This window comes from Pseudodesulfovibrio senegalensis, assembly GCF_008830225.1.
Lineage (GTDB): Bacteria > Desulfobacterota > Desulfovibrionia > Desulfovibrionales > Desulfovibrionaceae > Pseudodesulfovibrio > Pseudodesulfovibrio senegalensis.
On the sequence record NZ_WAIE01000005.1, the window covers coordinates 99,690 to 120,500 of the forward strand.

Annotated in this window: 23 protein-coding genes; 16 read left to right on the top strand and 7 right to left on the bottom strand. The window is 54.3% G+C overall.

Translation table 11 applies throughout. The features are described 5' to 3' along the window. Nucleotides 1-15: 15 nt before the first annotated feature. Nucleotides 16-501: a chemotaxis protein CheW gene (locus tag F8A88_RS11940; protein WP_151151391.1), complete on the bottom strand. Its 486-nt coding sequence runs from the start codon at nucleotides 499-501 to the stop codon at nucleotides 16-18. Nucleotides 502-799: 298 nt separating this feature from the next. On the opposite strand from F8A88_RS11940, the gene F8A88_RS11945 reads away from it, so the two are divergent. Then, the gene (locus F8A88_RS11945) at nucleotides 800-1,018 is read left to right on the top strand and encodes a hypothetical protein (RefSeq protein WP_151151392.1); all 219 of its coding nucleotides are present in this window, start codon (nucleotides 800-802) and stop codon (nucleotides 1,016-1,018) included. Between the two features lie 63 nt (nucleotides 1,019-1,081). On the opposite strand, the gene F8A88_RS11950 is transcribed toward F8A88_RS11945, so the two are convergent. Both F8A88_RS11950 and F8A88_RS11955 read right to left on the bottom strand, forming a co-directional pair. Continuing rightward, nucleotides 1,082-1,771: a DUF6901 family protein gene (locus F8A88_RS11950; RefSeq protein WP_151151393.1), complete on the bottom strand. Its 690-nt coding sequence runs from the start codon at nucleotides 1,769-1,771 to the stop codon at nucleotides 1,082-1,084. A gap of 141 nt (nucleotides 1,772-1,912) precedes the next feature. Further along, a complete protein-coding gene (locus F8A88_RS11955; RefSeq protein ID WP_151151394.1) occupies nucleotides 1,913-3,253 on the bottom strand; it encodes a UDP-glucose dehydrogenase family protein in 1,341 nt (446 codons plus the stop codon). A gap of 174 nt (nucleotides 3,254-3,427) precedes the next feature. On the opposite strand from F8A88_RS11955, the gene F8A88_RS11960 reads away from it, so the two are divergent. Genes F8A88_RS11960 through F8A88_RS11995 form a run of 8 tightly spaced genes read left to right on the top strand, consistent with a single transcriptional unit; the run spans nucleotide 3,428 to nucleotide 10,722 of the window. Then, nucleotides 3,428-4,153 carry a pyridoxine 5'-phosphate synthase gene (locus F8A88_RS11960; protein ID WP_151151395.1) on the top strand — a complete coding sequence of 242 codons (726 nt, stop codon included), beginning with the start codon at nucleotides 3,428-3,430 and terminating at the stop codon, nucleotides 4,151-4,153. Nucleotides 4,154-4,156: 3 nt separating this feature from the next. Beyond that, a complete protein-coding gene (gene acpS, locus F8A88_RS11965; RefSeq protein ID WP_151151396.1) occupies nucleotides 4,157-4,531 on the top strand; it encodes a holo-ACP synthase in 375 nt (124 codons plus the stop codon). A gap of 18 nt (nucleotides 4,532-4,549) precedes the next feature. Continuing rightward, nucleotides 4,550-6,088 carry an NAD(P)H-hydrate dehydratase gene (locus F8A88_RS11970; protein ID WP_151151397.1) on the top strand — a complete coding sequence of 513 codons (1,539 nt, stop codon included), beginning with the start codon at nucleotides 4,550-4,552 and terminating at the stop codon, nucleotides 6,086-6,088. Nucleotides 6,089-6,092: 4 nt separating this feature from the next. Then, nucleotides 6,093-6,548 (top strand): CBS domain-containing protein, encoded by a 456-nt coding sequence (locus tag F8A88_RS11975; RefSeq protein ID WP_151151398.1) that lies wholly within the window; start codon nucleotides 6,093-6,095, stop codon nucleotides 6,546-6,548. Nucleotides 6,549-6,561: 13 nt separating this feature from the next. Further along, nucleotides 6,562-7,068, top strand: a complete 507-nt coding sequence (gene tsaE, locus F8A88_RS11980) for a tRNA (adenosine(37)-N6)-threonylcarbamoyltransferase complex ATPase subunit type 1 TsaE (protein ID WP_151151399.1) — start codon at nucleotides 6,562-6,564, stop codon at nucleotides 7,066-7,068. Continuing rightward, nucleotides 7,065-8,303, top strand: coding sequence for an aspartate kinase (locus F8A88_RS11985; protein WP_151151400.1), 1,239 nt, complete (start codon nucleotides 7,065-7,067; stop codon nucleotides 8,301-8,303). Before tsaE ends, F8A88_RS11985 begins: the two co-directional genes overlap by 4 nt. Beyond that, complete coding sequence (gene cimA / locus F8A88_RS11990) at nucleotides 8,300-9,904, top strand: citramalate synthase (RefSeq protein WP_151151401.1); 1,605 nt, start codon at nucleotides 8,300-8,302, stop codon at nucleotides 9,902-9,904. Before F8A88_RS11985 ends, cimA begins: the two co-directional genes overlap by 4 nt. Next, entirely contained in the window at nucleotides 9,901-10,722 is an 822-nt protein-coding gene (locus tag F8A88_RS11995; protein WP_151151402.1) for an MBL fold metallo-hydrolase, read from the top strand. Before cimA ends, F8A88_RS11995 begins: the two co-directional genes overlap by 4 nt. A gap of 76 nt (nucleotides 10,723-10,798) precedes the next feature. On the opposite strand, the gene gap is transcribed toward F8A88_RS11995, so the two are convergent. Further along, complete coding sequence (gene gap / locus F8A88_RS12000) at nucleotides 10,799-11,782, bottom strand: type I glyceraldehyde-3-phosphate dehydrogenase (RefSeq protein ID WP_151151403.1); 984 nt, start codon at nucleotides 11,780-11,782, stop codon at nucleotides 10,799-10,801. 89 nt (nucleotides 11,783-11,871) lie between these two features. Further along, nucleotides 11,872-12,627 carry a 5'/3'-nucleotidase SurE gene (gene surE / locus F8A88_RS12005; protein WP_151151404.1) on the bottom strand — a complete coding sequence of 252 codons (756 nt, stop codon included), beginning with the start codon at nucleotides 12,625-12,627 and terminating at the stop codon, nucleotides 11,872-11,874. 144 nt (nucleotides 12,628-12,771) lie between these two features. Here surE and F8A88_RS12010 point away from each other — a divergent pair, with 144 nt between their 5' ends. The 7 genes from F8A88_RS12010 (at nucleotide 12,772) to F8A88_RS12040 (ending at nucleotide 17,772) form a co-directional block, all read left to right on the top strand. After that, the gene (locus tag F8A88_RS12010; RefSeq protein WP_241667443.1) at nucleotides 12,772-13,797 is read left to right on the top strand and encodes a 3'-5' exoribonuclease YhaM family protein; all 1,026 of its coding nucleotides are present in this window, start codon (nucleotides 12,772-12,774) and stop codon (nucleotides 13,795-13,797) included. After that, a complete protein-coding gene (gene tmk / locus F8A88_RS12015) occupies nucleotides 13,773-14,405 on the top strand; it encodes a dTMP kinase (protein WP_151151405.1) in 633 nt (210 codons plus the stop codon). Before F8A88_RS12010 ends, tmk begins: the two co-directional genes overlap by 25 nt. 120 nt (nucleotides 14,406-14,525) lie before the next feature. After that, nucleotides 14,526-15,347 (top strand): amino acid ABC transporter permease, encoded by an 822-nt coding sequence (locus tag F8A88_RS12020; RefSeq protein ID WP_151151406.1) that lies wholly within the window; start codon nucleotides 14,526-14,528, stop codon nucleotides 15,345-15,347. A gap of 14 nt (nucleotides 15,348-15,361) precedes the next feature. Further along, a complete protein-coding gene (locus F8A88_RS12025) occupies nucleotides 15,362-16,201 on the top strand; it encodes a transporter substrate-binding domain-containing protein (protein ID WP_151151407.1) in 840 nt (279 codons plus the stop codon). 78 nt (nucleotides 16,202-16,279) lie between these two features. Further along, nucleotides 16,280-17,110: an amino acid ABC transporter permease gene (locus F8A88_RS12030; RefSeq protein ID WP_151151408.1), complete on the top strand. Its 831-nt coding sequence runs from the start codon at nucleotides 16,280-16,282 to the stop codon at nucleotides 17,108-17,110. 75 nt (nucleotides 17,111-17,185) lie between these two features. After that, nucleotides 17,186-17,434, top strand: a complete 249-nt coding sequence (locus F8A88_RS12035; RefSeq protein WP_151151409.1) for a glutaredoxin family protein — start codon at nucleotides 17,186-17,188, stop codon at nucleotides 17,432-17,434. A gap of 5 nt (nucleotides 17,435-17,439) precedes the next feature. Further along, a complete protein-coding gene (locus F8A88_RS12040; protein WP_151151410.1) occupies nucleotides 17,440-17,772 on the top strand; it encodes a ferredoxin-thioredoxin reductase catalytic domain-containing protein in 333 nt (110 codons plus the stop codon). 39 nt (nucleotides 17,773-17,811) lie between these two features. Here the strand turns inward: F8A88_RS12040 and traT are convergent, their stop codons facing one another. Continuing rightward, the gene (gene traT / locus F8A88_RS12045) at nucleotides 17,812-18,522 is read right to left on the bottom strand and encodes a complement resistance protein TraT (protein ID WP_161598411.1); all 711 of its coding nucleotides are present in this window, start codon (nucleotides 18,520-18,522) and stop codon (nucleotides 17,812-17,814) included. Nucleotides 18,523-18,548: 26 nt separating this feature from the next. Next, complete coding sequence (locus F8A88_RS12050) at nucleotides 18,549-20,528, bottom strand: S1 family peptidase (RefSeq protein ID WP_161598412.1); 1,980 nt, start codon at nucleotides 20,526-20,528, stop codon at nucleotides 18,549-18,551. Nucleotides 20,529-20,811 lie beyond the last annotated feature (283 nt).

Below are 20,811 nucleotides of genomic sequence, written 5' to 3' on the forward strand. Positions count from 1 at the left end.
AAAATCCGGGACGGTTTAAACCATGTTCAAGGCTTCTTTTTCCTCATTGCTCAAAAGCTGATTCAGATCAAGAAGCACCAAAAGCCTGTCGTCCATGTTGCCGACACCCTCGATGTACTCTGATTCAAGGCCGGAAACGACAGGCGGCGGCGGCTCAACCGTATTGGCGGGAATACGCAGGACTTCGGAAACGGAATCCACGACAAATCCCACGATCATCATACTGATTTCGATCACGATGATTCGCGTATGCTTATCATGTTCACGCCCTTCCAACCCGAACCGCTTGCGCAGGTCCACAATCGGTATGACCTTGCCGCGCAGGTTGATGACTCCTTCGACAAAATCTGGAGCGCGAGGAACATTGGTTATCTCCATGGTTCGAATTATTTCCTGAACCTGGAGTATATCAACGCCGAACTCTTCCACGCCGATACTGAATGTCACCAACTGAATAAGTTCGTCATCCTGCTGCCGGACTTCGTTTTCTTCCACATCCATACTATTCTATCCTTGGCTATGCGTCATGATGTCGAAAAGGTGCATATCCCGCAGAAACACTGCTTCAATACGGGATTCACAGTGGCAATTCACGATATATTTGTCAACGCTTATATCCCTCAGCCTGACGTAACCATATTGATTTGCGTGCTTCTTTCCAAAACAGAACCTTCCAGTGCCCGAGACGGTTTTCTTTTGGTTGACCTCTCACAAACAAAGGGCTAACGTAGATGAGACTTTTGCACCTATCTAACTGTTTATTTTAACTTTTTTGCTTCAACTAGGAAGGTTCCTCAATATGGGGCAATATGATTCTTTCGCTGACGACCTGACTTTCGAGGCGCAAGTCAAGTCGCTCGCTGACGAAGAACTACTGGATTTCTGGGAGGAAACCCAGCAGTTGGTAAAAATGCTGGATCAGGAACCCAATCAGGATCTGTCCGATTTCAATCCCGAATATGAAAAGATCATACTTCAGGAGCTTCAATTCAGAAACTGTCAACGGACCTTGCGTTGACACGGAATCAACAAAACAACAAAAAAACCGTACCCATTCAGGTACGGTTTTTTTGTGTGATCATCACTCTTCCAGATACACGCTGAACCAACTGCGGACAGTTTCTATGTGCCGGTCGCTCAAGAACGATACGATCTTGGCAAATAAATCGAGCAGAACAAGGGCGTTCACCGACGAATCGGCCTTGACATGAGAACGAATCCGGCGGGCCACCCAAAGATTCATGCATTCCACGTTTTTATAGATCGCCTTGAGTTCCAGAAGCGGGCTTTCAATGTGAACGCCATCGGTTGCCATAAAATATTTTGCCAGCATAAACATGGAAAGGGACCGGTAAATGGTCTCCTCCTCGGACGAGAAAGGCAGATGAAAACGAGCCATGGGGCGGAAAAAACGTGTATGCGGACACCCGCTGCACGGCATGAGCAAACCGAGCATGGAACTCAATCCCTTTTGCGTGGTTGTCCTTTTGAAGACGGTTCGTTCATCGGTTGTTACACGCACCAGTACCGATTCATGAGAGACCCTTGAATGAAAACGATCAACCGCTCCGGAAATACACAAAGCCAGGGGGCAATGGACATGCTTCGTGCGATCCAGGGTGCAATGCGGGCACATATTGTTAGACAGCAGTGTCCATGAGGGTGGATTCTCCGGTTGCTTGAACAGATGGTCCAACGAATCCGGGTCAAACCGGAGGTCAAAACATTCACTATCCCCGTCTTCGTACTCGAAATCATAAATCACCCGCACACATGCCTCCTTGCCGGCCTACCCAATTCCATGTTCACTCACATATCCGCCCAACAGTATATCACCTGAGGCCCCATGCACAATGGAAAAAGGCCGCCCCCACTGCGGGAACGGCCTCGGATATAGCTTGAGCAACAAAGGCTAAACTGCAACAGGTTTTCTACCTATGCTGAAATAGGCAAACCCTGCCTGCGCCATCTTGTCCGGAGCATACAGATTGCGGCCATCAAAGAGGATCGGAGCGGTCAGCAACGCCTTGATCTGTTCGAAATCAGGATTTCGGAACTGGTTCCAGTCCGTGACCACGGCCATGCAGTCGGCACCGGAAAGAGCCTCGCACTGTTCGTCAACAATCTCGACCAACGAATTATCCTTGAGAATATCCATGGCGCGCTCACCGGCAATGGGGTCATAAGCCTTCACCTTCATACCCAATGCCGTCAGTTCCCGAATCAACTCCAGCGACGGTGCTTCGCGCATATCGTCGGTATTGGCCTTGAAAGCCAATCCCCACAGCCCCAGCGTCTTGCCCTTGACCCCGCCCTGAGGTTCAAAATATTCCTTGATCTTGCTGGCAAGAACCAATTTCTGGTCATTATTTACCGTATCCACGGCCTTGATGAGACGGGCTTCATACCCATACTCGTCGGCTGTTCCGATCAACGCCTTGACATCCTTGGGAAAACAGGACCCCCCGTAACCGACACCCGGATAAATGAAGTGATAGCCGATTCGGGAGTCCGCCCCAATGCCCATGCGCACCTCGCTGACATCGGCCCCCACGCGTTCACAAATATTGGCAACCTCGTTGATGAAGGAAATCTTGGTAGCCAGCATGCAGTTGGCAGCGTATTTGGTCATTTCGGCACTGCGAACCCCCATGATGATCAGCTTTTCACGACTGCGGGCAAACGGAGCGTACAGTTCCTTGAGCACGGCCGCGGATTCTTCGCTTTCGGTCCCGACCACGACCCTGTCCGGCTTCATGAAATCGCTGACTGCATCACCTTCCTTGAGAAACTCGGGGTTGGAAACAACGTCGAAATCAATGGCCTCGCCCCGGGCTTCCAATTCTCCGGCGATGATTGAACGCACGCGGTCAGCCGTGCCCACGGGCACGGTGGACTTGTCCACCACGATCTTGGGCGAGGTCATCTTCTGCCCCACTTCCCGGGCAACGGCATCCACATAGCGCAGATCGCAATTGCCCTGTTCGTCGCTGGGCGTACCCACGGTTATGAACACAACCCGGGCTTCTTTCAAACCGTCGGCCAACGAGGTGGTAAACGTCAAACGACCTTCCGAATAATTGCGCTTGACCAGAGTTTCAAGACCGGGTTCGTAGATATGAACCTTGCCATTGCAAAGGTTGCGAACAACCTCTTCATTCACATCCACGCAACAGACCGTGCTTCCCATTTCGGCAAAACAGGCAGCAGTCACAAGCCCCACATATCCGGTTCCAACAATGCATACGTTCATCTATGAAAATCTCCATATTTATTTCTTCATTCGGCAAAGAGGCGATACAACCCTCCAGAGAGTGTTGTCAATCCGCGCCCCCACTTCACAACGCGGCTGTGCGGCGGTTTACTTCGCCGTAAGGAACGAGTAATCATTACGAATAATGACAACAACCTTTCGGAGGTATCATACATGCCCGTACTCTGCGTAAATGTCGACCATGTCGCCACGCTTCGCCAGGCCAGGATGGGAATCGAGCCCGAACCGGTCACAGCCGCATACATGGCCGAACTGGCCGGAGCAGTCGGCATCATCACCCACCTGCGCGAAGACCGCCGCCATATTCAGGACCGCGATGTCGAACTCATCCGCGCCACCTGCAACACCCGCCTGCACTTCGAGATGGCCGCCACCGAAGAGATGCAGCAAATAGCCCTCGGCCTTTCTCCGGAAACAGTATGCCTTGTTCCCGAAAAACGAGAAGAACTGACCACGGAAGGCGGGCTGAACTGCGTAGGCCGGGAGCAGCACTTCAAGGACTACCTTGCTCCCCTGCACGCCAATGGCATCCGTTCCAGCCTGTTCATCGACGCGGACCCGCAGCAAATTGAGGCCGCCCACGCCGCAGGGGCCGAATTCATCGAAATACACACCGGCCACTATGCGGACGCCAAGGACATGAACCAACGCAAAAACGAACTGGAAAAAATCCTTGCCGGAATCCGCCAGGCCCAGGACCTCGGGCTCAAGGTCAACCTTGGTCACGGCCTGAACTACCGCAATATACTTGCCTTCAAGAATGTGACCGGCATCAGCGAATACTCCATCGGACACAGCATCATGGCCCGTGCCATCTTCGTCGGACTGGACCGTGCCGTTCGCGACATGGCAGATATCGTCCGAACCTTTGCGGATTAGATCATGATCAAGGGAACAGGGATCGATCTTGTTGAAATACGGCGCATTCGCCGCATCATGGAACGCCACGGCCAGCGGTTCATTGCCAAAATTCTTACGGACCGGGAAATGGCCCAACTGCCAAAAAACGACCCAGTGCCGCGGCTGGCGGCTCTGTTTGCAGCCAAGGAGGCGGCGGTCAAGGCGCTGGGGACCGGTTTTTCCAAAGGCATCCATTTCAAATGTGTGGAGATACTCCACGCGGAAAACGGCAGACCGGACATCTCCTTTCTCGGCAAGGCGCAACGTGTTATTCAAAAAAGAGAAATTCTTGGCGGCCATGTGTCCCTGACCCACGAAAAAGGCTATGCCGCGGCCGTGGTCATCCTCGAAGGTTGAGCAAAACGGAGGTTGAACGTGTTTTTGCCCCTGCCCACCCCTGCCGAAATGTCCGCATGGGACATGGAAACCATCCACGGCCTCGGCATCCCCGGCATGACGCTCATGGAAACCGCCAGCCGGGAAGCTACTTCCGTGCTCATGGAACAATTCGAAGAGACTTACGGTCCCATTGCCGGAACCGAAGCCTGCCTGTTTGCCGGGCCCGGCAACAACGGCGGGGACGCGTTCGCCATGGCACGCCATCTGGCCGAACAGGATGTGGACGTCACCGTATTTCACACCCGACCCAAAAACCGATACCGGGGCGAGGCCCGCTCCAACATGCTGTTGTGCAAGAAACTCGGCATTCCCCTGCGCCACGCGGATTCCCTCTTTTCCGGTCCATTGCCGCAACCGGACATCATTGTGGACGGCCTGCTCGGAACCGGATTCTCGGGCACACTGCGGGAAGCCATGCTCCGGCTGATTCGCACCATAAACGCCATGGGCAAACGCGCGTTCGTGCTTTCCGTGGACATCCCGTCCGGCCTGAACGGCACCACCGGAGCCGCCCAGCCCGATGCGGTTCGGGCCGATGCCACGGCTACGTTCGAAGCGGCCAAAATCGGCCTGATGATGCCGAAGGCCGAAGAATTCACCGGCGATGTTTTCGTATGCCCCATCGGTATTCCCCGCCAAATACGTGACCGTCTTGCCCCGAAACGATGGCTCATGTCCGACTCGCTCCTGCGGGCCACACCGCGCCCTTCTCCGTCCATGCACAAAGGCTCTGCCGGACATATGCTGGTTATTGGCGGATCCAAAGGCCTGACAGGGGCCGCACATCTTGCCGCACTCGGGGCCCTGCGCGGCGGAGCCGGATTGGTGAGTGTGGCCTGCCCTTCAGGGCTGGAAGAATCGGTCCGCTGCGGATGTCCGGAAATAATGACCATTCCGGTCGGTAAAAATGCACAATGGTCTACAGACGCGGCATCGGCCATAACCGACCAGCTGTACCGTTTTGATGCCGTGGTCGTGGGCCCGGGGCTGGGCAGATCGGGAAAAACAGTTGATTTTCTCAGGAAAATTGTTGCAAGCTGTCCGCTCCCTACGGTGCTTGACGCGGATGCGCTTTACTGTCTGGCACAAGATCCGGGGCTCACGGAATCGCTTGCCGCCACAACGGTCCTCACGCCCCACCCCGGAGAAATGGCCACGTTGACCGGTCTTACATCCGCAGCAATACAAGATGACCGCCTAGCGGCAGCCGAGGGTTTTGCAGCGCGCTGCAAGGCAGTGCTCGTGCTCAAAGGTGCCGGTACCATTGTCGCCAACAGCGAAAAAACGTGTATTTCGCCCATCGCATCACCGGCGCTGGCTGTTGCCGGTTCAGGCGACATACTGGCCGGTCTGACCGGAGCACTTCTCGCACAGGGCCACGCACCGCTTCAGGCGGCCTGTCTCGGAGTGTACCGACATGCAGTGGCTGGACTGATGCTTGAAGAAAAATTTCCATTCCGAGGCAATATCGCCCGGGATATCGCGGCAATGCTGCCCCATGCCATCAAGGAGTGAACTCATGCTGAAAGCCAGAGACATAATGACGGAAAAAGCAATCACCCTGAAGCCGGATACGGACATTGTCAGCGCCGTGAAAACACTGCTGGAAAACAAGATAAACGGTGTTCCGGTCGTGGAAGATGACGGCTCCGTGATCGGCGTGCTGACTCAGAGCGATCTGGTGGCACAGCAAAAAGAACTGAAACTGCCGTCCTTTTTCACCTTGCTGGATGGCGTATTTCCTCTTTCCTCATACGAGGAACTGGACAAACAGTTACAAAAAATTTCGGCTATCGTGGTTCGAGAGGCCATGACTCCTGCTCCGGCAACGGTCACGCCTGAAACCAAAATCGCCCAGATAGCCACCATCATGGCAGACAAAAAACTGTATACGCTGCCAGTGGTGGAAAACGGAAAACTCATCGGCGTGGTGGGCAAGGAAGATGTTCTCAGAACCCTTGTCCAACACAGATAGACATTCGAATCCCATGAAACTGCGTCTTTTTCTCGACTCAACAGAAAATACGCTGGAACTGGGAGCCCTGCTGGCAACAATGTTCCGAACCGTGGACATCTGCCCTGCGTTGCTGCTCAACGGTGGGCTCGGCTCCGGGAAAACCACGCTCGTGCGCGGTCTGGTGTCCGCCCTGCCCGGATCGGAACAGGCGGACGTTTCCAGCCCGAGTTTCAACATATTCAATGTCTATCCCACCACGCCGCAGGTGGCGCATTTCGACCTCTACAGGCTTGAAGGAATGCCGCCGGACGAATCCCTGTTCGAATTCCTGAGCGATGAAACAACGCTCACTATTATCGAATGGATCAAATACCTCGACAGGAAACACTGGCCGGAACAGGCCATATGCCTTGAATGGACCGACCTGCGCCAAGGCAGGTCACTCGACATATACACAATAGGGAGCAAGGCTCGCCCAATGTTGGAGTCGCACGCGCCTCTGCTCCGCAAATATACGATGGAATCGGATTTGACATGAACATTGTTGTACAGAAATTCGGTGGAACGTCCGTTGCCAACCTGGAATGCCAGAAGCAGGTCATGAAAAAAGTCCTTCGCCCCTATCGTGAAGGCAACAAGGTCGTGGTCGTTCTTTCCGCCATGGCCGGTGAAACCAACCGACTACTGACCCTGGCAAACGAATGGAGTGAATGTCCCGACGCCGCCGAGGTGGACGCACTGGTTTCCACCGGAGAACAGGTGTCGTGCGCCCTGTTCTCCATGCTCCTCAAACAGCAGGGGGTCCAGGCTCGCTCGGTGCTCGGCTTTCAGGCCCCCATCAAGACTGACTGCAGCTACGGCAAAGCCCGGATCGTTGACATCGACACCGAAGAACTGAAATCCATGCTCGAGACCAACGACATTCTCGTTGTGGCTGGTTTTCAGGGCTGCGACGAATGTCACAGGATCACCACACTGGGCCGTGGCGGCTCCGACACTTCGGCCGTGGCTCTTGCCGCGGCACTGGATGCCGAAGTGTGTGAAATCTATACTGACGTCCCCGGCGTCTTTACCACCGACCCAAACATTTGCAGCGACGCGCGCAAGCTGGACCGGGTTTCCTATGAGGAAATGCTCGAGATGGCCAGCATGGGAGCCAAGGTGCTCCAGATCCGTTCCGTCGAATTTGCCAAGAAATACAACGTAAACGTGCACGTCCGCACCACTTTTTCGGACGAAATGGGCACGCTCGTCACCCAGGAGGATACAGACATGGAATCCGTTCTTGTTTCCGGAATCGCATACGACAAGGACCAGGCCCGCGTAACTCTCGTTCACGTGCGAGACGAACCGGGCATTTCCGCAGCCATTTTCGCGCCGCTGGCCGAAAAGAAAATCCTCGTGGACATGATTGTCCAAAACCCCAGTAAAAACGGAACCACGGACATGACCTTCACCGTGCCCAGGGGGGATTTGGAGCAAACCGTCAAAATTCTTGAAACACTCAAGTATGAAATCAACTACGAAGAGCTACTATCCGCCGAAAACGTCAGCAAAGTCTCGATTATCGGCGTCGGAATGAGAAACCATTCCGGCGTGGCTGCAAAGGCGTTTCAGGCACTGAGCGACGAGAACATCAATATCCTCATGATCAGCACCTCGGAAATCAAGGTCACCTGCCTCATCGAGGACAAATACACAGAACTCGCCGTTCGCACTCTGCACAAAACCTTCGGGTTGGAAGAAGACGGATTACAATCGGAAAGGACATGAATACAGTAAAAATATACGACACGACGCTTCGCGACGGCACGCAGGCCGAAGAACTCAACCTCACCACCCAGGACAAAGTCAGAATAGCCCTCAAACTGGACGAACTGGGCGTCCAGTACATCGAGGGCGGCTGGCCCGGATCCAACCCCACGGACCGCCAATTCTTCGAAGAAATCCAGAAACACGACTTCCAGAACTCCATCATTGCGGCTTTCGGCAGCACATACAACCCCAAGGGTACTCCGGAAACCGATGCAATCTTCCAATCGCTGCTGGAGAGCAACGCCCGGGTTCTGACCATTTTCGGCAAAACATGGGACATGCACGCCACACTGGCGCTTGGCATCGGGGAACAGGAAAACGTGGACCTGATTCATGAAAGCATCGCGTACCTCAAACCCCATGTTGACGAGTTGTTCTTTGATGCGGAACACTTCTTTGACGGCTTCCGCAACAACAAGGAATTCTCCTTGAATTGCCTCGCCGCTGCCCACGAAGCCGGAGCAGACGTGCTGGTGTTGTGCGACACCAACGGCGGCTCCCTGCCCGCGGACGTGGCCGAAGCAATCAAGGCCGTGCGCAAACGGCTGCCCGAAGCTCAAATCGGTATCCACACGCACAACGACAGCGAACTGGCCGTGGCCAACTCGCTGGAAGCGGTACGACAAGGCGCCCGCCACGTTCAGGGCACGGTCAACGGCTATGGCGAACGCTGCGGCAACGCCAACCTCTGCTCCATCATGCCCAACCTCGAACTCAAGATGGGCTACTCCTGCATCGGTGCGGATAAACTGGGAAAACTCACGGAAGTCTCCCATTTCATCAGCGAGATAGCCAACCTGCGCCCGTTCCTGCGCCAGCCATTCGTGGGCGCTTCCGCCTTTGCACACAAGGGCGGGGTGCACGTCAGCGCGGTGCGCAAGGACTCGAAAACCTACGAACACATCGAACCAGGACTCGTTGGCAACCGACAGCGAATCCTGCTCTCTGACCTTTCCGGACGCAGCAACATGCTGACCAAGGCAGAACAGTTCGGACATCCCCTGCAAAAGGATGACCCCCGCCTGGATAAACTGATGAAAGAACTCAAGCTCAGGGAAAGCATGGGCTTCGAATACTCGGTGGCCGAAGCGTCCTTTGAACTGATGTTTCACAAGATCGTATCCGGACAACATCTTAATTATTTCAAATTATTAAACTTCTTTGTCATGGATGCTAAACGGGAAGAAGATGCCGAGCCCACATCCGAAGCCACAGTCATGGTGGAGGTGGGCGATCAGATCGAACACACGGCAGCAACCGGCATGGGTCCTGTCAACGCACTGGACCGAGCCCTGCGCAAGGCCCTGGAACGTTTTTATCCGTCCCTGAACCAAGTTCGACTGCTGGACTTCAAGGTGCGGGTCATGTCCGGCGCTGTCCGCGACACAGGCGGCACGGCATCGTTTGTACGCGTGCTCATCGAATCCGGCGACGGTTTCGAACGATGGACCACCGTAGGCGTATCCCACAACATCATCGAGGCCAGTTGGCAGGCAGTCGTTGACTCCATCAACTACAAGCTGTTCCGTGACGACCAGCGCGCCATCGGAAAGGCATGAGCATGAAGTCCTCGACCACGGTCACCATCCTGATGGACAATCAGGCTGTCCCCGGACTTGTTTCGGAATGGGGTTTTGCTGCGGCCATCCGTCAGGACGGACGACTCTGGCTCTGGGACACGGGCCAATCCGCAGCCTTTCTGGCCAATGCCGCGCTTCTGGGCATTGCTCCGCAGGAAGCAGACGGCCTCGCCCTGAGCCATGGTCACTACGACCACACCGGGGGGCTGACCGCCCTGCTCGATGCGGGATACCACGGCCCTGTCTTTGCGCATCCGGACTTCGTCCGGCAGCGTTTCAACATTACGAGGACTCCGATCAGGTCGATTGGAATCCCCTGTGTGGCCCCGCAGTTCACAGCCGTAAAGCAGACCTGTGCCCTGACGAAATCCATGACCATGGTCACGGGAATACCCAGGCTGCCCGGCAACTTTCAGGCCACCAAGGGATTCTTCTATGACAAAGAAGGAAACACCCCCGACCCGGTCGAGGACGATGCGTTCCTTGTGTTGGATACGCTCCAGGGAATCGTGGTGCTGCTGGGCTGCTGCCACAGCGGGCTGATGAACAGCCTTTTATGCATGAAGGACCGTTTGGGCATTGATACCGTACATTCGATTATCGGGGGACTCCATCTCTTCAATGCAGACCGTACGGCTCTTGAGGAAACAGTGGAAGCCTGCCGCATGTTTCGGATACATCAACTCGTGCCCGGCCATTGTACCGGCCCGGATGCGCCGGCACAAATGCAGGCCATGTTGGAAAACTGCGAAACCATTCCCATGAAGGCAGGCCTGTCGCTGGACTATCCGGCCTAAACGGTACAATAAATACATAAAAAAGGCCCTGCATGTTCCACATGCAGGGCCTTTTCATTCGGCTTGGATAAACAGATTACATCATGGTTCCGACGCGCTTCATCAGGCGCAACAGCTGGTTGGTGAAACCGGCTTCGTTGTCGTACCAGATGATGAGTTTCACCTGGGTATCGTCCATGACACGGGTCAAGGCCGCATCCACGACTCCGCCAAAGGTGGACCCCATGTAATCCACGGAAACCAGCGGTTCCTCGGAAAAGCCCATGCTGTCGTTGGCCGCGGCCCTCAAAGCTGCGTTGACAGTTTCCACGGTGGCGGGCTTGTCTAGCTCGCAAACCAAATCAACAAGCGAAACATTGGCGGTCGGCACCCGGATGGACATGCCGTCCAGCTTGCCGTCCAGTTCGGGCAAAACAAGCCCCACAGCCCGGGCCGCGCCCGTGGTGGTGGGGACCATGTTCATGGCACAGGCGCGCGCGCGGCGAATGTCCTTGTGCGAGCCGTCCAGCACGCGCTGGCTCATGGTATAGGAATGCACGGTGGTCATTATACCGTGGCGGATTCCAAAATTGTCGTTGATGACCTTGGCCACCGGAGCCAGACAGTTGGTGGTGCAGGAAGCATTGGAAATGATATCGTGGTCGGCGGTCAGCGTATCTTCGTTGACGCCCATGACGACCGTGTGGTCGGCATTTTTGCCAGGCGCGGAAATGACGACCTTTTTCGCGCCACAGGCCATGTGCTTTTCACAGCTCTCGCGGTCCGTGAACTTGCCCGTGGTTTCCACCACCATGTCGCAGCCCAATTCGCCCCATGCCCACTCGCCCGGAGCGTTGCGCGTCACCACGACCTCCTTGCCCGCAACACTGAATCCTTTTTCCGTGGGATGAACGTCCATGAACCGGCCATGCACGGAGTCGTATTTCAGGAGATGCGCCAGATCCTCATTGGACGCTCGGGCATTGACGGCAACCAGTTCAAAATCTCCCTCTTCTGCCAAAAGACGAGTAAGATAGCGTCCGATCCGTCCAAAACCGTTGATGCCGAGTTTGATGGCCATGTGCACTCTCCTTGAAAAGCTGTTCGTTCATTGACAATAAAACGCAAATTCGCCCATGAGGCAAGTATTTCCCGGGCGGCTCCTGCCAATCAGGACAACCCACTACCCTGCAGCAGCGACATGGTTTCGCGATCTGTAAAATCGAACCGCAACGGCGTCAGGGTGATATGCATGTCTGTCAGGAGCGCCCTGTCCCTGTCCGGGCTGATCTTGCCCGGAGGAATCTCGCCCTTGAGCCAGTAATATTTCCTACCCCGTGGGTCGACTCGCTCGTCATACCAATCCGTATAGCAGGCACGCGTATGCGCACAAAGCTGCAGTTCGCGGGCTTCTTCCACGGGACAATCCGGAAAATTCAAATTCAGGACGCATTTTTCGGGCAGACGGTCCCACGGAATGCGCGGGATGATATCCACACAATAACGAGCCTGTCCATCCAAATCCGCAGGATTGAAGTTGTCCAGCGACACGGCCATGGACGGAATATTCATGAGCGCACCCTCGGTGGCCGCGGAAACCGTACCCGAATAGAGGATATCCACCCCTACGTTGGCCCCGCTGTTGATCCCGGAAAGCACAAGATCAGGTTCGTTGCCCTGCATGGCGGAAAGACCGAATTTGACGCAATCCACCGGGGTTCCATAGACCCCCTGCCCAACGAAACCGTTCTCGCGAAATTCCCGGACCTTAATGGGCATGAACAAAGTTACGGCATGCCCCACGGCCGACTGCTCTGTGACCGGGGCGAAAACATGCACGGAATGCCCGGCCGCAACGAGTGCGCGATACAGGGCGCGCAGGCCCACGGCCTGAATGCCGTCGTCATTGGTCAGCAATATTCTCATGGTTTCCCTGCCCTCGGATTTGACAATACGTGTGAAATCAGGTTCATAAACCGTAAACGGCAGGTCGTTTGCCTTACCGCTTCGGCCACGATGTATAACAGATAATGGGCGAGATAATCCAACATTCGGACAAGATCAAGCAACGTGACACAAAAAACACAATATATCCGCGAGTTGACTCCCGGCACAATGGTCAACGACCTGTTCATTCTCTCTTCGGCCAACATGGGACAATCCAGAAACGGCCCATACTGGAATGTTTCCTTCAAGGATTGCACGGGAACGGTGAACGGCAAGATATGGAGCCCGAAAAGCAACGAATACCCGTCGCTTGAAGCGGGCACGATTGCCCGCGTACATGCCGTGGTGGAAAGCTACCGCGACTCCCTGCAACTCAAGGTCGAGCACTTGGAGTTCATTCTCGACAACAACGGCATCAACCTCGCGGACTTCCTCCCGGCCAGCAAAATACCGCCTGAAGACATGCTGGAGGCTCTCGAGGACATGATCACGGAAACCATGGCCCACAAGCCGTGGAAAAAGCTCTGCCGCAAAGTGCTGCGCAATGAAACAGTCCGCGAACGGCTGCTTACGGCGCCCGGGGCCAAGACCGTGCACCACGCATATGTGGGCGGCCTGTTGGAACACACCCTTTCCGTGGCAAAAACCTGCATGTCCATCTGTAACAACTACCCGGAACTTGATCGCCAGACCCTATTGGCCGGAGCTATTTTTCACGATCTGGGCAAGGCATGGGAACTTTCCGGCGGGCTTGCCAACGACTACACAGACGAAGGTCGCCTGCTCGGACACATCCAGATCGGCCAGGAAAAACTACAGCCGTTTCTGGCCAAGGCCAAAGACCTTGATCCGGGACTCAAGCTGCATCTCAACCACCTCATAACAAGCCACCATGGTGAACACGAATTCGGCTCCCCGGTTCGCCCCAAAACCCCGGAGGCCTTTGTCCTGCACCATGCGGATAACCTCGACGCAAAAATGAACATGATCGAGGCAGCCTACGAAGACATGGATCAAACCGGGGCCACGTGGTCCCCGTTCCTGCGATTCATGGACAGAAACATTTTCAGACCCACCCCCACGCCGGATGCGACTCGCAAAAACCGGAACAAAACGGAGAATCAATGTTTATTACCTTTGAAGGCATAGAAGGCACCGGCAAAACGACCCAGATAACCAGGGTCAAAGAATATTTCGAAGCCCAGGGACGCGAGGTTTTCCTGACGCTGGAACCGGGTGGAAGCCGGGTGGGAACCGAACTTCGAAAAATGCTGTTGCACGTGGACAACAACGACATTACGCCCATTACCGAGCTTTTTCTCTACCTTGCCGACCGGGCACAGCATGTAGCTCAGGTCATACGCCCACAACTGGAGGCCGGGAACGTGGTCATCTCGGACCGCTTTGCCGACTCCACCGTGGTCTATCAGGGATACGGCCGAGGATTGGACCCCAAAATGCTGCACTCGCTCAACGAGGTTGCCGTGGACGGTCTGTGGCCCGACCTGACCATTCTGCTGGACCTCGACGTTGAAGTTGGGCTGAAACGGGCCATGACCCGCAACATGCGTGAAGGCAAGACACAAGCGGAAGGCCGCTTCGAACAGGAAAACACTTCATTTCACTCCCGCATTCGCGAAGGATACCTCACATGGGCAGCGCTAAACCGTAAACGGATCAGGGTGGCCGACGCCTCAGGGACTCCCGAGGAAGTCAGTGCCAACATCCTCCACCTCATTGAATCCCATCAAGGCTGATTCGATACTGAATAAACGACAACCGGAACGGATTTAACATTTATCCTTTTTTTTCAGCCGTCATGTGCTACCGTGAGTCTTGATCGAATCAAGGCTCACTTTTTTTTTGGAGACCTACACATGGCCGGTGACGGTTGCACGCTCGCATACACCAAATCGCGCAAGGGACTTGGTTCCCTTGGGCATGTTGCCGCCTACACAATGACAATGCTCGCCTTGGCATGGTTTCTGGCTGAGGGATCGCAAAAACTCGGCTACAACTGGCAATGGTATCAAATCCCCAAATACCTGTTTACCCTGCAGGATGGCTTCAGGCCCGGCCTGCTGCTTCAGGGATTGTGGGTCACGTTCAAAATCACCGGGGCCAGCCTGCTGCTGGCCTTTGCCGTCGGTCTGCTAACAGCCTTGAGCCGTATGAGCAAATCAAAGGCTGCGCGGCTTGTTGCCCGCATATATATGGAACTCGTGCGCAATTCCCCGCTGCTGATCCAGCTCTTTTTCATCTATTTTGTCATAGCCCCCCTTGTGGACATATCCTCATTCTGGGCCGCGGTGTGGGCCTTGAGCCTTTTTGAAGGGGCATACGTATCCGAAATACTGCGCGCAGGCATAACGTCGCTGGATAAAGGTCAATTCGAAGCAGCGAAAAGCCTGGGCATGTCCCCATGGCCCATGTACAGGCACATCATCCTGCCCCAGGCCATCCGCCGCGTCCTGCCGCCTTTGACGAGTCAGGCCATATCGCTGGTTAAAGATTCCGCCCTTGTAAGTACCATCGCCATTTTCGACCTGACCATGCAGGGGCAGGCCATCGTTGCGGAAACCTTTCTTACTTTTGAAATCTGGTTCACGGTTGCGGCCATATATCTGGCTGTTACACTGACCCTTTCACAGGCGGTCAACTTTCTCAAAAAACACTTGCAAACAGACACTCCAAACTAACAAAGGAGAAAAGCATGACAATCTGGAGAACGCTCACAACAGGCCTTGTCGCCCTTGTCGTCATCCTGGGGGTTTCCCACATCTCACTCGCTGAATCCAGCGAGGTACGCCAGAACCTCGCGCAGGAAAGCTCTCTGGAAACGGTCCTGAAACGCGGTTCCATCCGTGTTGGATTCGACACATTCAAACCGTGGGCAATGAAAGACAAACAAGGGAAATTCATCGGCTTTGAAATCGACGTGGCCCGCAAGCTGGCCGAAGATATCGACGTCAAGCTGCAACTGGTTCCCACTCAATGGGCCGGCATCATCCCTGCCCTGCAAACAGGAAAATTCGACATCATCATCGGCGGCATGGGCATTACTCCGAAACGAAACCTCAAAGTGAACTTCACCATTCCCTATGAATTTTCCGGCATGAACATCGTGGCCAGCAACAAGAAGGCGGCCGGATTCAATTCGCTGGATGATTTCAACAAGCCGGAAGTAAGCGTGGCTGTCCGACTCGGCACCACGGCACATGTGGCCGCAAAAAACTTTCTTCCCAAGGCCACGCTGAAGGTGTTCAGCGAAGAATCGCAAACCATTCAGGAACTCCTGAACGGACGGGTCCATGCCCTTGTGGCTTCCAATCCCCTGCCCAAAAACCTTGCCAAGGAATATTCCGGCAAACTCTACCTGGCCCTGGCGGAAGACTTCACCAAGGAACCCATCGGCTTTGCCATCCGCAAAAGCGATACGGATTTCCTGAACTTCCTGAACAATTGGATTCGTGTAAACTTTGCTTCGGGATGGCTCCAGAACAGGTACGACTATTGGTTCAACACCCACGAATGGGAATCCCAGATCCAATAGACGGAATCTGCTGTTTTGAGAAAAACGCGAATACATCTGCGTCAAAACGGGTTTTCGCCCCTTGACGCATTGATCCTCATGGTCCTGACGGCCTTCTGCGGATTCCTGCTGTATCAGGCCGCAGTAAAGCTGGAATACCACTGGAACTGGGGTGTCATCCCCCAGTTCATACTGCGTCACGACTCAACAACAGGAACATGGCACGCAGGCACGCTTCTTCTCGGGCTATTCATGACACTCAGACTCAGCCTATGGGGAAGCGTGCTTGCCCTGTCGTTCGGCATCATCTTCGGCCTACTCAGGATCAGCAAACACCTATACTGGCGGCTCATTGCCGGAACCTACGTAGGCCTTGTCCGCAACACTCCCCCGCTGGTCATCGTTTTCGTCTTCTACTTCTTCATCGGCGACCAGATCATGAATGCATTCTCGGTCAACACCTTCGCATATGGCCTGGCCGCGGACGACCATCCCTTGTTTGCCCTGCTTTTCGGCCCAACAGACCAGTTGCCGCAAATCCTTTCGGCCATCATCACCATAGGGCTCTTCGAAGGAGCATACATCACCGAAATCGTCCGCGCCGGAATTGAATCCATTGAACAGGGACAATGGGAAGCGTCCTGTTCCCTCGGATTCAACCGCAATCAGCAGCTGCGTCACGTGATTCTTCCCCAAGCCCTGCAGCGCATGATTCCCGCCCTTGCCGGACAATTCATTTCCACCATCAAGGACTCTGCCATCGTGGCGGTCATATCCATTCAGGAACTCACGTTTCAGGGACTGCAACTGATGACCACCACGTATCGGACGTTTGAAATATGGATTACGGTTTTGTGCATGTATTTCATACTCACTTTCATGTGCTCACTCATCCTGCACCGACTGGAACATAATTTTGCATGGAATTAGGGTTTTCAAAAAAGTGTCTTTTGAATTACAAAACACTGAATTGAACAGCCGACCAAACCACAAAGGAGCTACCCCATGAGCAAAGATATCAGCATCTATGCCTTGAGCACCTGCATCCACTGCAAAAACGCCAAAAAATACCTTGATGAATGCGGCGTCGAATACAATTGCGTCTTCGTGGACAAACTTGAAGGGGACGAACGCAAACAAACCATTGAAGCCGTCAAAAAGCATAACCCGGCAGTGTCGTTTCCCACAATCGTCATCGGCGACGACGTGGTGGTGGGATTCAACAAGGACAAGATAGACAAAGCTCTGGGGTAAGAAATATGGACGCGAAACAATTATATGAACAGCTGAAAAAATTTCAGGAATCCAAGGGATACTATTTCAATGACGACATGGAAATGACCATGGCGCTCATGGAAAGCCTGCTGGAAAACAAGAAACGTTTCGGCTATATGGCCTGTCCCTGCCGCCTTGCCAACGGCGACTATGAAAACGACAAGGATATTCTCTGTCCCTGCGTATACCGCGAGGAAGACGTCAAGGAATATGGCGCATGCTTCTGCGGTTTGTATGTGTCCAAGGAATGGAACGAAGGGAAAATAGAAAAACAGGTGGTTCCGGAGCGACGGCCTCCAGATAAGATCATTTTTTAAATCGACCGAAGAAACAGGGGCGGGCCCGAACGCCCCTGTTCATATGATATCCTTCAAAATACTTACGAACCGCTTGCGTACTCCATCCGCTATCTGTCGCTGCCCGACCATTCTCCCGCCGGCATAAACGTGCAGGCGAACCTTTTTCAGGCTACGAAAACTGCGAAAATTATTTCTGGTCCGTTTTTTTCTGCGGTCAACACCAAAAAGCAGTGTTGTGGCGTCATCCCGTACCTTGGGCGTGGTCGTTCCCAAGGCGATGTCCGCCACGATGATATAGGTATCGTCTGTAACAAAAGCTCCGGCAACAGCTCCAAGAGTTGCCCCCACCACTGCACCGACGGCCCCACCCATGAGCATATCCCCGTTCTTGCCTGCCTCGAACCCCGGGTACGCACCGGCCAATGCTCCGGAAACGCCACCGATACGCCGCCCTTCCTCGGCGTAGTTGTCCTGAATCTGGCCGGAATACTTCACGTTGATGTCGAGATACACACCAAAATCCCCATTGTGCGCCAACGTGTACCCGGAATCGGAATACGCCTGTTCCAAGACGTCCCGGAAACAGCTCAGATCAAACGCCTCATCACCGGAAGTATTGCGTATGCGCACTTTGAGCTGCTTGTTGCCAAACAACGACGGGTCGACAATGAAGTCATTGGATACACAGGAACCATACATAAGATCTGTTTCAGTATCAGCCACCATACCGTAGCGCGGCTTCACGCAGCCGGACACAAGCAAAAACATTGCAATCACAAACAACAACCGCCGCATCACTCCCCTCCCGTGACATAATCAAAGCCCGCATGCCGAATGAAATCAATAATCTCGGAATAATGAACCGCAAGACTCAACCCATTTTCCGCGTCCGATTGTGCATTGCAGGTGATCCCGATCACCTCATTGCCCAAAAATAAAGGTCCGCCGATAGCTTCAGCCTTGAACGGACAATCCGTCTGCACCACGCGGGCCGCCCCTGCGCCCTGTTCGCCCACGCAATACTTGCGCACAGCCCCGATCACACCGGGCAACGCCGTGGGGCCCCCCTTGCGTGCATATCCACAGGCCATGACACGCTCCCCGGCCGGAAGCGATTGTCCCTGACGCAGACGAACCGGAACACCGCGGCGCTGCACCCGCACAAGAGCCAGGCCGGCGCGAGCATCCCGAGCCACGACAGTACCCTGAACCTTGCTTCCGTCCCGCAACCAGACCGCAGCCATTTCCCGACCGGAAACAACCCGAAGGGAGGTAAGCACAAGGTTCTCGTCGATATAAAATCCGCTCCCCTTGCGACGCCCCGCCTCTACTTGAATAATCGAGGCAAAACGCTTGTCCGCAGGAAGGAGAACGTCATATTGCTCCGGTTCAACGGTTACGGGCATTGACGCGTTCATGACCCGTTCCATGTCCGTCAGGTCCGCATGACGCCACTTAGTCATGTCGGCCACCGCATCGGCAAAAAGCATGGATAAAGGCATTTCCACAGGCTCCGTTTCAAAATCCACCACGGTCTTTTGATCAACAGTGCCATGGGGCAAAACCAAAAAGTCGGACGCGGCCTGCACCTTCTTTTTGCAGGCCACCTGAAAACCGGAAAGACTCCGTATATCCGCATAATCAGTAAATATTCTATGACTTGCCCGGTCATAAACACAATACTGCACCGTGGCGGTCTTGTCGCACTCCACGTCGCAAACCCGAAACCAGACACCTTTATCGCCCTTTTCGTCTGCTGCTTCTTTCGTGTCCTCCCCGAAAAACCAATCCTCGGCCCTTTCCAGCAGGTGGTATCCTTCGATGCCGCCATCCCCCGTGCTCCCGGCCTCCCAATCCCCCAACACCTTTTTCCGGGCCGCACCGAAGTCATCGGACGTCATGGTTCGAACCTGCATGCCGTTCACATATTCACGTCCTTCGCAATTCTCCACGAACCGTCCACACCGGGACAAAAGCACGGCAACGGCAACCACCACGTCCGCATCCCGCACCCCCGCATCCGCATATGGCCGCTCGTCGTCGGCAACAACGGAAATCACGTTCATGTCTTTGCGCACGGCAACCGGAAAGGCGATCATTTTTCGCGCAAAAGCGACCGGACTCGTTGCGTGCACAAAAGCAACCCTCAATTCCGGGACAATGCTGTCGGCAAGCCCCATATCGCGGACCAATCCAAACGAATGCATCCACCCCTGCAATCCGGGACACATGGTCGGATCATGATCCAGCGCAAACACTCTCGCGGCCAGCCTGCTTCTGCACACCTTCGGCAACCATTGCCCATACTGCTTCTGCATCCGCAAAACGTCCTTGAGGCACAACCCATTGATCCATTCAATGACGCTTTCATGATAGGTCGCAAAAAATTCTTCCGGGGAAATGTTCAACGGATATCTAACAAAAAACGAAGCTGTTTCATCAAACGCATGCCGCATGAACAGGCAGAGAGATTTATTCTTGTATTGTTGCTCCACAGCACCAACAGCAAGCCGCAAATCTACAAGCTGAGCGGGGCGATACTGCGGATCCGCAAACGGCGGCAAAGCCACCAGATCCGCATGAAGCGATCGCGCCGACTGCAAGGATTCACGCGTTTCGGTCCACGCGACCACTTCGGCAGGCCGGGAACAGGAACGCAATGATCGAAGCGCATCATCAACATCATGCGCATGACGGGCATACTGCGCAACGCCCAGACACTTCACAGCCGCGCAGACTTCCGGATCTTGGGCATGCTGTCGAAACCACGCCATGTTATTGCGATAAACAACAACAGCCTGATCAGCCTGTCCATGTTCCAAAAAAACATTCATGGTACAAACAGGCGTTGCCGGCCCGGGGAAAAGATCAACCGAATCGGAAAGCGCACACGAACAGCATGTCCAACACAGCATCAGCACAATCACCAAATGAAACCACACAAAGCGCCTCTGAAAACAACAGATTAATCATCCAATGAAACCGATAAACACATTGCTCTTACGATAAGACCATCAATAAACCAATTTTAAACAGCTAACAAATAACAAAAGTTGT

What these genes read in the sequence shown, in the direction of transcription:
- F8A88_RS11940 (WP_151151391.1), bottom strand. Translation starts at nt 501, where the DNA reads ATGGATGTGGAAGAAAACGAAGTCCGGCAGCAGGATGACGAACTTATT.
- F8A88_RS11945 (WP_151151392.1), top strand. Translation starts at nt 800, where the DNA reads ATGGGGCAATATGATTCTTTCGCTGACGACCTGACTTTCGAGGCGCAA.
- F8A88_RS11955 (WP_151151394.1), bottom strand. Translation starts at nt 3,253, where the DNA reads ATGAACGTATGCATTGTTGGAACCGGATATGTGGGGCTTGTGACTGCT.
- F8A88_RS11960 (WP_151151395.1), top strand. Translation starts at nt 3,428, where the DNA reads ATGCCCGTACTCTGCGTAAATGTCGACCATGTCGCCACGCTTCGCCAG.
- acpS (WP_151151396.1), top strand. Translation starts at nt 4,157, where the DNA reads ATGATCAAGGGAACAGGGATCGATCTTGTTGAAATACGGCGCATTCGC.
- F8A88_RS11975 (WP_151151398.1), top strand. Translation starts at nt 6,093, where the DNA reads ATGCTGAAAGCCAGAGACATAATGACGGAAAAAGCAATCACCCTGAAG.
- tsaE (WP_151151399.1), top strand. Translation starts at nt 6,562, where the DNA reads ATGAAACTGCGTCTTTTTCTCGACTCAACAGAAAATACGCTGGAACTG.
- F8A88_RS11985 (WP_151151400.1), top strand. Translation starts at nt 7,065, where the DNA reads ATGAACATTGTTGTACAGAAATTCGGTGGAACGTCCGTTGCCAACCTG.
- cimA (WP_151151401.1), top strand. Translation starts at nt 8,300, where the DNA reads ATGAATACAGTAAAAATATACGACACGACGCTTCGCGACGGCACGCAG.
- F8A88_RS11995 (WP_151151402.1), top strand. Translation starts at nt 9,901, where the DNA reads ATGAGCATGAAGTCCTCGACCACGGTCACCATCCTGATGGACAATCAG.
- gap (WP_151151403.1), bottom strand. Translation starts at nt 11,782, where the DNA reads ATGGCCATCAAACTCGGCATCAACGGTTTTGGACGGATCGGACGCTAT.
- surE (WP_151151404.1), bottom strand. Translation starts at nt 12,627, where the DNA reads ATGAGAATATTGCTGACCAATGACGACGGCATTCAGGCCGTGGGCCTG.
- tmk (WP_151151405.1), top strand. Translation starts at nt 13,773, where the DNA reads ATGTTTATTACCTTTGAAGGCATAGAAGGCACCGGCAAAACGACCCAG.
- F8A88_RS12020 (WP_151151406.1), top strand. Translation starts at nt 14,526, where the DNA reads ATGGCCGGTGACGGTTGCACGCTCGCATACACCAAATCGCGCAAGGGA.
- F8A88_RS12025 (WP_151151407.1), top strand. Translation starts at nt 15,362, where the DNA reads ATGACAATCTGGAGAACGCTCACAACAGGCCTTGTCGCCCTTGTCGTC.
- F8A88_RS12030 (WP_151151408.1), top strand. Translation starts at nt 16,280, where the DNA reads ATGGTCCTGACGGCCTTCTGCGGATTCCTGCTGTATCAGGCCGCAGTA.
- F8A88_RS12035 (WP_151151409.1), top strand. Translation starts at nt 17,186, where the DNA reads ATGAGCAAAGATATCAGCATCTATGCCTTGAGCACCTGCATCCACTGC.
- F8A88_RS12040 (WP_151151410.1), top strand. Translation starts at nt 17,440, where the DNA reads ATGGACGCGAAACAATTATATGAACAGCTGAAAAAATTTCAGGAATCC.
- traT (WP_161598411.1), bottom strand. Translation starts at nt 18,522, where the DNA reads ATGTTTTTGCTTGTGTCCGGCTGCGTGAAGCCGCGCTACGGTATGGTG.
- F8A88_RS12050 (WP_161598412.1), bottom strand. Translation starts at nt 20,528, where the DNA reads ATGGCGTGGTTTCGACAGCATGCCCAAGATCCGGAAGTCTGCGCGGCT.